Below are 9807 nucleotides of genomic sequence, written 5' to 3'. Positions count from 1 at the left end.
CGGTATTCTTTGTGGACCCGACCAGGGCGGGGCGCCATAACCAACAGGCGTTCGCCCAGCAGCAGCGCTTCTTCGACCGAGTGGGTGATCAGGATGATGGTCTTGCCGGTCTCCTTCCACAGCTTCAGCACCAGGCCCTGCATCTTCTCCCTCGTCAGCGCGTCCAGCGCGCCCAGCGGCTCGTCCATCAGGATCACATCCGGCTCATTCGCCAGGCAGCGGGCCAGCGCCACACGCTGCTGCATGCCGCCAGACAGCTCGTACACCGCCTTTTCCTTGAAATCCTGCAAACCGACGATTTCCAACAGATGATCCGAGATCTTCTCTCGCTCCGACCGCGCCATGCCCTTCATGCGCGGCCCGAATTCCACATTGTCACGCACGTTCATCCACTCAAACAGCGCGCCCTTCTGAAAGACCATGCCGCGTTCGGCATCCGGCCCGGTCACGATATGGCCGTTCAGCTCAACCGCGCCTTCCGTGGGGGCCAGAAACCCGGCCAGAATGTTCAAGAGCGTGGTCTTGCCGCAGCCCGAAGGCCCCAGCACCGACATCAGCTCACCTGCCTTCAAACTCAATGAAACGTCTTTCAGCGCCTGAACCGAACTGCCGTTGGGCAGATCGAAACGCATGGAGACATTTTTGATGTCCAGTCCTGACATCTTTCCCCCTTCCTGCTTAAGCCACGGATGCAAACGGCCCGGTTAACGGGCCGTTCACCTTCATAGGATTGTCGCGGCTCAGTTCAGCGCAGCTGCCAGCGGTTCGCTGTTCACGGCGCCATCATAGGACTCCAGCGCCGCTTCCATGCTGCCCGCTTTCACAAACACATCCGCCACGCCCTTCATGAAGCTTTGAGCACCGCCGCCCAGCCATTTTTCGGACAGCTGGTCCTCAGCCGAGGGGAAAGTGAAGGTGGCAATTGTGCCTTCCGCATCGGCCAGATCCATACCGGCATCCTTAGCAATCACCGGCAGCATCTCGTCCTTGTGATCGCCGGAGTTCCACATTGCATTGGCATCTGCGGTCACCTTCAGAAATTGGCTCAGCAGTTCGCTGTCCGAAGCAATGAACTCTGCCGGTGCGCTGGTCACATCAAACACCAGAATGCCCAGCTCTTCTTTTTCCGCGCCGGTCAGCAGCACGTTGCCATGCTCGACCATCCGCCGCAGTGCGCCGCCCCAGCCGCAGACCATGTCCAGATTACCCTGGGCAAAGGCGGCGGCGCCATCGGCAGGCGCCATATCGACGATCTCCATCGAGCTGATATCAACACCGAAATGCGACATCTGCGACAGGAAGTTGTAATGCGCGGCAGTACCAATCGGCACACCCACTTTCTTGCCCGCCAGTTCACCGGCGCTGGTCTTATCGATTTCCAAAGCCTCAGCCACCACACAATTGTCATTGTCGGAATAGCTGACGGCCACATCTACGATCTGGATGTCCTGTCCGGCGGACGTAGCCACGACAAACGGCGGCACACCCTGGCTCACCGCGATCTGCACATCGCCCGACGCCATCGCTGCCGACATTGCGGTGCCGGTGTCGAAGGAGACCCAGTTGATCTTGACACCCAACTCTTCCTCATAGGTGCCATTGGCCTTGGCAAACTGGAACGGCATCGGCCATTCTAGGAAATAGGCCACGGTGATCTCATCCAAATCAGAGGCATTCACAGCCGAAATTGAGGCTGCAGCTGCGCAGATTGCTGAAAGCAGGTACTTTTTGATCATTTTAAAGATTCTCCCGGTTGATGCGCCGGACCCGTTCGTTGCGGGCCTCAAGGCTTAAATTTTTACACTGCAAACCATATCCGGGAAGATAGTCCGCTGTAGAATAAAATTACTCTTGCGGCCAAAGCCAAACTTAGTTCCGCTTTTCACGGATATCTTTACGCAAATCAGCGAACCGCATATGCAGGCGGCAAGGGAGGACGGCATATGCAAAAGACGCTGAGTCTGCGCTGGCTGGAAGTGTTCCAGCTGATCTCGAAATCGGGATCGATACAAAAGGTCGCCGCAGAAACCGGCCTGTCGATCAGCACAGTATCCAATCACCTGCGCAGCCTGGAAAGCGCGCTTGGCGTGGGTCTGGTGGACCACACACGGCGGCCGATGGGGCTGACCCCCGCAGGCGTGGTCTTTGCCCGCTATGTCTATGACGGGCTGATGACGCTAAAGCGCGGCGAGGCGGAAATCCGGTCCGGCAGCTGGCAGCACGCAACCGACCTGCGGATGGCCTTACTCGATGATTTCGACAACGAGGTCGGCCCGGAATTGTTTCAGTTTCTGTCTACCGCCCTGCCCCGCTGCAGTTTCCGCCACTACACACGGCCCAGCCACGAGATCATTGAAAAGCTGCAGGAGCAAAAACTGGATGCCGGTGTTGCCACACGTCCCGCCGGGCTGCTGCCGGACCTGATCGAATATCCGCTGATGCGTGATCCCTTCATCCTGGTGCTGCCCGTCGGATATTCCGGCAACGTCGAGGAGCTGACCAAAGCCGATGCGGCTCTGCCCTTCCTGCGCTATTCCCGCGATCACACGATTGGCAAACAAATCGAAACCCAGCTGACCCGGCTCAAGATCTCGCTGCCCAACCGGTTTGAACTGGAATGCAACCAATCGATCATCGGGCTGGTGTCCGAAGGCAGCGGCTGGACCATCACCACCGCCGCCAGCTACCACCGCGCCCAGCGCTTTCATAACAGGGTCAAGGTGGTCCGGTTTCCCGGCAAGAACTTTGCGCGCACAGTGTCGCTGTTCACCACCAGCGTCTATCCGGCAGCCACGTCGCAACTGATCCATCAAGCATTGCAAAAATCCCTGCGCCACCACTTCACCGATCCGATCAGCACGTGCTTTCCTTGGCTGGCCGAAGAGTTCCGCACGCTTCCGGCAAAGGACACCTAGTCCCGCCAGCAATTAGAAACAAACATCCGTCTTTCTCGAAACCGGCAGGCCGCCGCTTGACCGTTCGGCCTGCCGGACGCTGTTTTAGGCGCAATCCGCACCGTGCTGATCCAGCACATCCGGCGGCCCTCTTTTGAAAAATGAGCTGACCCCATGGCAATCACTTATCTGAAACAGGCCCAGCCCCGCCCGGCAGCCGAAAACAGCGATATCCGCGATACCGTTGCCGCAATGCTGGCCGATATCGCACGCGACCGTGAAGACGCGGTGTGCCGTTATGCAGAACAGCTCGACGGCTGGACCGGCCCCATCGTGGTGACCGACGCCCAGCGACGTGCCGCCGGCAGCCGAGTTTCGCAGCAGATGAAGGAGGACATCCAGTTCGCGCATGCCAACATCCGCCGCTTTGCCGAGGCGCAGAAGGCCACGATGGGCGAATGCGAAGTGGAGGTCATTCCGGGCCTGATTGCAGGACAGAAGCAGATCCCGGTTTCCAGTGCAGGCTGCTATGTGCCGGGTGGCCGCTACAGCCATATCGCCAGCGCGCTGATGACGATCACCACTGCCAAGGTGGCCGGAGTGCCCCATATCACGGCGGTTTCCCCGACCAGACCCGGCACCGGCATTCCCGATGCCATCGTCTATGCGATGGATCTCTGCGGGGCCGATCTGATCCTGAACCTGGGCGGCGTACAGGGCATCGCCTCCATGGCCCAGGGCCTGTTCGGCGCTCAGCCCGCCGACATTCTGGTCGGTCCCGGCAACTCCTACGTGGCCGAGGCCAAGCGGATGCTGTTCGGCGAGGTCGGCATCGACATGTTTGCAGGTCCCACCGACTCATTGGTGATCGCCGACCACACTGCCGACGTCAAAACAGTCGCCTGGGATCTGGTCAGCCAGGCAGAGCATGGCGCCGACAGCCCGGTCTGGCTGGTTACCACCAGCGAAGCCCTCGCCAACGGCGTCATGGCCCGGGCGCAATCGCTGATCGAAACCCTGCCCGAGCCAAATCGTTCCGCCGCCCACCGCGCCTGGCACGAGCGCGCCGAGGTGGTCCTCTGCGATAGCCGCGAGGAGGCCGCGCAGGTGGCCGACCGCTACGCCCCCGAGCATCTGCAAGTGCAGGCCGAGGACCTGGATTGGTGGCTGAACCACCTCACCGCCTATGGCTCGCTGTTTCTGGGCAAAGAGACCACGGTGTCTTTCGGCGACAAGGTCTCCGGCCCCAACCACGTGCTGCCGACCAGCGGTGCGGCGCGCTATACCGGCGGGCTGTCGGTGCATAAATTCACCAAAACCGTGACCTGGCAGCGCTGCAACGCAGCCGCTTCGCACGAACTGGCCCAGCGCACCGCCCGCATCAGCCGGATGGAAGGAATGGAAGGCCACGCCATCGCTGCCGAGATGCGGCTGCAGCCGGAGGCGGTCTGAGCCTTCAAGGCGGCGGAGCGTTCAGAACGGCGCCTCCAGATGCTGGTCTAAATCCACCGGCCCCAGCACTGCGTTGTCGGGAATGCTCTCAAACCCGGCAACAGTACCGCCATGACGGAAGGCGAACCGCGCCGCCAACTCCGCTGAGGCATAAGGCACGACTTCCGGCGCCCCCATGCCCCCGGCCACGTTGAGGCCGACCACGAAATGCGCATCGCTGGCATCAATCCAGTTCATGGTCCCGGGGTGCCCCCAGCAGGCCCAGGTCATAGAGCACCAAAAAAACCAGCCATACACCCGCCGGCAGTCCGGCCGCGGCCGTTGTACCGCTGGACAGCGCCGACAGCGCACAGCCCAGCACCAGGAACACCGCGCCCAACAGGATCGAGGTCAGCACCAGCCGCCCCAGCGCTATCAGGCTCTCTGCCCAGCACCGCCTTGATCAGCGTCGGCTTGCCTGCGCCGTTGTCACCCAAGAGCGCCAGCCGCTCGCCCGGCGCGATGTCCTGGTCGATGCCGCGCAGCACCTGTGTCCTGCCGCGGAATTTGTCCAGCGCGGGGATCTGCAGCAGGCAGTTTGCGTTATCCATCCTGTTCAAGCTTTCTGGCGGCCTCTGGCCGCTCCGGCCGCATCAGCGGATGGCTGTCGATCACTCCGCCGGGCAGCAGCGCCGGGAAGGCCGACTGCGACCAGCGCACCAGCTGCACCGCGAGCGACCCCATCAGCAGTTTCGCTGCCGGCTGTGTCCACAGCACATGATCCATGCTGTCGTTCGGACGGTAGGGCGCATCGGCAATGCCATCCCCGTCCACATCAAAACCGGCGAAGTCTGACCAGTTATTGCCCTGGCCCTCTTCGCTCCACTCCACCCATTTGGTGGACACAAACTTCACCTGATGCCGGTTTTCGGCGAAAGCATTGCCCACCATCCGGTTGCCGGCACTGCCTGCGGTGAAATGGATGCCGATACCGCAGCCCTCAAACCAGTTGCCGGACAAATCATTCTTGTGCGCGTTTTAAAAGAAGGTGCATTTGCCCTTGGCGCCCTTCACATAATTGCCGCGCACCTCGCCCTGGTTGGCATAATTCAGCATCACCCCGTGGTCGCGGTCATTCAGCGAGACATTCCCGGTTACCTTGATCCGTTTGGAAAACATCACCGCAAAGCCCAGGTGATTGCCGATCGAGACATTGCCCGAGACCTCGAAATTGTCGGCGTACATGTAATGCACAGCATAGCAAAGGTCGCGGAACGTGTTGTTTATGAAGCTGTTATTTCTGGAGCTGTTCACAAAGATACCGTCGCGGCCAAAGCGGATGTCATTGCCGTCCACCACCGCGACCGAGGCATTCCAGACTTAAACCCCGTTGCCGCTGGAATTCATATGGCGATCCAGGCGGCCTACGGTCCGGGTGGCTAGGACCAGCCTATCTTTGGCGCCGTGAATATCAACGCCGTAAAGGTTGCCCAAGAGCACATTGTTCAGGATCCGCGGCGCCTTGGCCGTCTTGGTCAGCTTGATGCCGCTGTCGATTTCCCGATGCGAGGAGCCGGAGCCCACAACGGTCAGGTTCCGCACGGTCACACCGGTCCCGGTCACGGTTATCACCGATCCCGAACCTTGCCCGTCCAAAGTGGCGTGGCCCTGCCCGTCCAGAACGACCGGCCGGTCCAGCACCAGTGTTTTGGCATTTTCGCCGGGGGCGTGGTGGAGGGTGTCCCCATCCGCCGCCTGCGCCAGGGTTTTCGCAATGGCCCCAGCCCGGTTGGGCACGTCCCAGTCTGCCGCCCAGGCAGACGTCAGGCAGGTCATGGCCGCAACCAAAGATATGGGCAGGAGCCGGTTCATGTTTACGCGCTTCGCGGCTCGACCAGCATCCGGCCGCGCATTTCCATGTGCAGCGCGTGGCAGAACCACTGGCAATAATACCAATGCACGCCCGGACGCTCGGCCTTGAAGGTGGCCGATGCAGTCGCCTGTGGCCCGACCTTCATCGCGGCGCCGACGTTCGACAGGCAGAAACCGTGAGTCAGATCGTCTGATTTCATCCAGATTGGTGACATAAACGGTGACCTCATCGCCCTGCTTGACGGTGCACTTCTCCAGACTGAAGTTTGGCGCCTGGCTCGACATGTAGACCCGCACCTTATCGCCGTCGCGCGCGATGGTGTCCTGCCAGTCGTCCAGATCGACCCCGTCCGCCTCGGCCTGTTTGCCTGCCTCGGCCCACATCGGGTCATTGCGGTCCCAGATATTGACCGGGTTCACCTTGGAGCGGTGCACGATGATCGAGTCATGCGGCTCGGCAAAGGTCGGGCCGTCGCGGACCACCTTCATCTGTCGCCGGAAATACCGATCAGCTGCTCGTTCTCGGTCATCCCGGCCAGGGTCATGCCATTTCCGAGTTGCAGGAGGTCGAATAGGCGTATTTGCCCTGAAATCGCAATCGGTGTTATCGAGGTTGGCTGAGACGATCACCTGCCAGGCGACCTCCAAGCTGCCGCCGTCAATGGCCGAGAAGATGTTCACGTATTGCGACGGATCATCCAGAATCTAGCCGTGGTTGACCAGCGGCACCTCGTGCTCGCCCTTAAAAAAGACATAGCCGGGGCGCGGGAACTTTTGCGGGCGCAACCCGTGGATGTCCTTGGCGTTGGGGATCTCGATGATCCTGTCGCATTTCATCACGTCGCAGCGCACACGGGCCGGGATCGCCAGCGCGGCCCCCAGCGGGCACAGCCAGCCTCAATAGGCGCCACGGCCCCAGAACAGCAGCGCGGCGGGACGGCAAACCACTGGATGAAAACTAGCGGATCCAGCAGGAAAGCACCCCAGGAAAACCCGCTCCGCAAGGAACCCGCCAGCGCCATCAGGTTCACCACGCTCAGCTGCGCATTGGCGTACCAGCCCAGGAACACCAGGGTGACGGTCAGGTATCCGATGCGGAACCAGTCGAATATATGCACGTTCGCGGTAGCCTGGACTGCAAGAAGAAAACCCCCGTCAGAACCAGCAGCATCACCCCCAGCACACCGATCTCCAGCGTGCTGTCCTTCCAGATCCGCTGCCACAGCGCCGCCTTTGCCGCGGCCTCGCCGGTGTCATCCGCAACCACCCTGGGTGCAGGTGCGGCAGGCAGCAGATACTGCTCCGGCAGATTATAACCCTGATCAAAGGTCAGGAATGCCCGCTCCAGCGCGCCCACCGACCGCTGCACCAGTAGCTGCAGACGGAACGGTTCTGCCCGATCAAGTTCTGCATCTGCCGGGATCTTGAACAGATCCAGCTCACCAAAGATGGGGCTGTCCGCCACCGCCAGTCCCCCAAGCCGCTTGTGCTGCTTGTCAAAAAACCGCACCGAGGCATCGCCCTGGATTAGCGGGATGCGGTCAAAGATGCCGTCGCGCACATAGCCCGACCCTTTGAAGCTGTAGCTGCCGCGCCGCAGCACCAGAATCGCGCTCTTGCCCTCCTTCAGCCAGGACCGCAGGTTCTGGTACTCGGCCTCGCCCAGCAGCGATTTGCCGATTAAGAGCACGGAAACCAGGGCCATGTGCATGTCGATGACATATGTCATCCGCACCCGGTTCCGGCCGCTTGATCGCACGGCTGTCACCAGTGACCTCAAATGCCGCGTTGATCAGGCCGACGTCCGGCGTCATCCGCCGCATCGAGCCGTCGCCCGCCAGCGCAGTCCAGTTCGGCGTAGCTTTCAGTCAGCTTGACCATCTTGGCGTTGGGGATGCCGATCAGCACAATCGGTTCGGAGTGTTTGACCAGCTTCACACCTGCCAGAACCGCATCGGTGCCGGTGGCAGCCACCACATGGATCGGCTTGCCGCTCTAGCCGGTGGTGCCCACAAAATCGGAGGCCAGAAAGGCGTAGGCAATGGTTTCGCCCGCATTCAGAACCGGCGCCACCGGTACATCGCTGCGCACCGGGCCACCCCTGCCAGCCGCAGGAGGAGCCCGGCGCGGCAAGCAGTGGATAGGCAAGTCGTGCACGGCATCTGGTACAAGAATCTCTTGCTGCATTCGCCGCTGATACTAGAGCGAACTTCAGTGCCGCAATTTGATGTATGCCAGATAAATCGAAAATTCCGCATTAATCCTCAGCCCAGCGCAAAACGGGCTAGGCGCCTGGCAATTCAGCCCTTTTCAAACCGCCGGAAGGCAAAGGCAATCACCCCCGCAATCGCCATATAAACAACGGCAAGCAGCAGCAGCGGTTCATAGACAATAAAGGTGTCAGAGCGCACCCGCGAGGACACCGCATAGATCTCCACCACCGTGATCGTCGCCACCAGCGGCGTCGCCTTCAGCTGCAATATGGTCTCGCCGCCCAGGGTCGGCAGCACGTTGCGGATCGCCTGCGGCAGCCAGATCCGGCGGAACATGGTAAAGCGCGGCATGCCAAAGGACTTCGCCGCCTCCAGCTGTCCCTTGGCAACGCTGGAAAACGCCCCCCGCATGACCTCACCCTCATAGCCCGCATAAGACAGCGTCAGCGCCAGCACCGCATAGGGCCAGGCCTGCCGCAGGTAGGGCCACAGCTCGGACGAGCGGATCCAGGGAAACTGCGGAAACAGCGAACCCAGCCCGTAATAGAGCAGCCAGATCTGCAACAGCAGCGGCGTACCGCGGATGATGGTGCAGAAGGTACGGGCAGGAATAGACAGGTACCACGGCCCCACGGCCTGCGCCAATCCCAGCGGCACCGCCAGCATGAAGCCCATAAAGGTGGAAACTGCCAGGATCCAGATCGTGGTCCACAGCCCCTCCAGCGCCAGCGGCGTATATTGCGGGATCCAGTCCCAGCGCAGCGACATCGCACACCAGGCGGCAAGGCCTGCAAAGACCATCATCATCACGATACGGTGCGGCTGCATCAGCTCCTTCAGGCCGGTCATGACGTACCCCCCTTCAGCGAGGGCTGGCCGCGCCGCGCCCATTTCTCAACCCGGGCAAACACCGCGCCGGAACACAGCGTCACCATCAGGTACAGGAACCCTGCCGCCAGGAAGAATGTGAAATAGGCGCGTGTGCTGCTGGCCGCCTGCCGGGTTTCCAGCGTCAGCTCGTTGAAGCCCACAACCGCCAGCAGCGCGGTGTCCTTGGTGGCGATCAGCCACAGATTGGCCAGCCCCGGCACCGCAAAGCTCATCATCGCCGGGATCGTCACCCGCCGCATGATCATGAGGGCGGGCATACCATAGGATTTCGCCGCCTCGATCTGCCCCACCGGCACCGCCTTGATGGCGCCGCGCAGCACTTCGGTGGCATAGGCCCCCTGCACCACGCCCAAGACCCAGATGCCGGCCGCAACGCCGTTGATCTCGACCCGGCCGCCGCCCACCGCCTCGGAGATCTTGTTGATGATATCGCTGCCGACGTAGTAGAGGATCAGGATCAGCACCAATTCCGGCACCGCCCGGATCACCGTGGTGTAAAAGATCGG

General features: G+C 61.3%; 10 protein-coding genes and 4 pseudogenes. 2 read left to right on the top strand and 12 right to left on the bottom strand.

Annotation, left to right across the window (positions count from 1 at the left end):
• On the bottom strand, positions 1-662 hold a 662-nt coding region (locus VOI29_RS19005; RefSeq protein ID WP_323782305.1), incomplete at its 3' end, for an ABC transporter ATP-binding protein.
• A 78-nt stretch (positions 663-740) separates the two neighbouring features.
• On the bottom strand, positions 741-1736 hold the full coding sequence (locus VOI29_RS19000) for an ABC transporter substrate-binding protein (protein WP_323782301.1): 996 nt from the start codon (positions 1734-1736) through the stop codon (positions 741-743).
• A 207-nt stretch (positions 1737-1943) separates the two neighbouring features.
• On the opposite strand from VOI29_RS19000, the gene VOI29_RS18995 reads away from it, so the two are divergent.
• Entirely contained in the window at positions 1944-2915 is a 972-nt protein-coding gene (locus VOI29_RS18995) for a LysR family transcriptional regulator (RefSeq protein WP_323782298.1), read from the top strand.
• A 153-nt stretch (positions 2916-3068) separates the two neighbouring features.
• Positions 3069-4346 (top strand): histidinol dehydrogenase, encoded by a 1278-nt coding sequence (hisD, locus tag VOI29_RS18990; protein ID WP_323782296.1) that lies wholly within the window; start codon positions 3069-3071, stop codon positions 4344-4346.
• Positions 4347-4367: 21 nt separating this feature from the next.
• On the opposite strand, the gene VOI29_RS18985 is transcribed toward hisD, so the two are convergent.
• From VOI29_RS18985 to VOI29_RS18955, 10 genes and pseudogenes are all read right to left on the bottom strand, one after another.
• Complete coding sequence (locus VOI29_RS18985; protein ID WP_323782293.1) at positions 4368-4583, bottom strand: nitrous oxide reductase accessory protein NosL; 216 nt, start codon at positions 4581-4583, stop codon at positions 4368-4370.
• 10 nt (positions 4584-4593) lie between these two features.
• A pseudogene (locus VOI29_RS24730) lies at positions 4594-4770 on the bottom strand (ABC transporter permease); the annotation flags it as partial.
• A gap of 34 nt (positions 4771-4804) precedes the next feature.
• Positions 4805-4936 (bottom strand): annotated as a pseudogene (locus VOI29_RS24725) (ABC transporter ATP-binding protein); the annotation flags it as partial.
• Positions 4929-6197 (bottom strand): annotated as a pseudogene (locus VOI29_RS18975) (nitrous oxide reductase family maturation protein NosD). The pseudogenes VOI29_RS24725 and VOI29_RS18975, both read right to left, overlap by 8 nt.
• Before the next feature lie 2 nt (positions 6198-6199).
• A pseudogene (locus VOI29_RS18970) lies at positions 6200-7055 on the bottom strand (hypothetical protein); the annotation flags it as partial.
• Positions 7034-7315 carry a hypothetical protein gene (locus VOI29_RS24720; protein ID WP_416361564.1) on the bottom strand — a complete coding sequence of 94 codons (282 nt, stop codon included), beginning with the start codon at positions 7313-7315 and terminating at the stop codon, positions 7034-7036. The gene VOI29_RS24720 and the pseudogene VOI29_RS18970, both read right to left, overlap by 22 nt.
• Positions 7279-7926 (bottom strand): hypothetical protein, encoded by a 648-nt coding sequence (locus VOI29_RS24715; RefSeq protein WP_416361563.1) that lies wholly within the window; start codon positions 7924-7926, stop codon positions 7279-7281. Before VOI29_RS24715 ends, VOI29_RS24720 begins: the two co-directional genes overlap by 37 nt.
• A 47-nt stretch (positions 7927-7973) precedes the next feature.
• Entirely contained in the window at positions 7974-8174 is a 201-nt protein-coding gene (locus VOI29_RS24710; protein WP_416361562.1) for a hypothetical protein, read from the bottom strand.
• A 323-nt stretch (positions 8175-8497) separates the two neighbouring features.
• Positions 8498-9259 (bottom strand): ABC transporter permease, encoded by a 762-nt coding sequence (locus VOI29_RS18960; RefSeq protein WP_323782286.1) that lies wholly within the window; start codon positions 9257-9259, stop codon positions 8498-8500.
• Positions 9256-9807, bottom strand: a 552-nt coding sequence (locus VOI29_RS18955) for an ABC transporter permease (protein WP_323782282.1), incomplete at its 5' end; no start/stop codon positions are given. The genes VOI29_RS18960 and VOI29_RS18955, both read right to left, overlap by 4 nt.

Origin of the sequence: Leisingera sp. (assembly GCF_034669605.1) — a bacterium.
Lineage (GTDB): Bacteria > Pseudomonadota > Alphaproteobacteria > Rhodobacterales > Rhodobacteraceae > Leisingera.
This window is presented reverse-complemented; position numbering and strand designations above follow the sequence as displayed.

What these genes read in the sequence shown, in the direction of transcription:
- VOI29_RS24715 (WP_416361563.1), bottom strand. Translation starts at nt 7,926, where the DNA reads ATGACATATGTCATCGACATGCACATGGCCCTGGTTTCCGTGCTCTTA.
- VOI29_RS18985 (WP_323782293.1), bottom strand. Translation starts at nt 4,583, where the DNA reads ATGAACTGGATTGATGCCAGCGATGCGCATTTCGTGGTCGGCCTCAAC.
- VOI29_RS18960 (WP_323782286.1), bottom strand. Translation starts at nt 9,259, where the DNA reads ATGACCGGCCTGAAGGAGCTGATGCAGCCGCACCGTATCGTGATGATG.
- VOI29_RS18995 (WP_323782298.1), top strand. Translation starts at nt 1,944, where the DNA reads ATGCAAAAGACGCTGAGTCTGCGCTGGCTGGAAGTGTTCCAGCTGATC.
- VOI29_RS19000 (WP_323782301.1), bottom strand. Translation starts at nt 1,736, where the DNA reads ATGATCAAAAAGTACCTGCTTTCAGCAATCTGCGCAGCTGCAGCCTCA.
- hisD (WP_323782296.1), top strand. Translation starts at nt 3,069, where the DNA reads ATGGCAATCACTTATCTGAAACAGGCCCAGCCCCGCCCGGCAGCCGAA.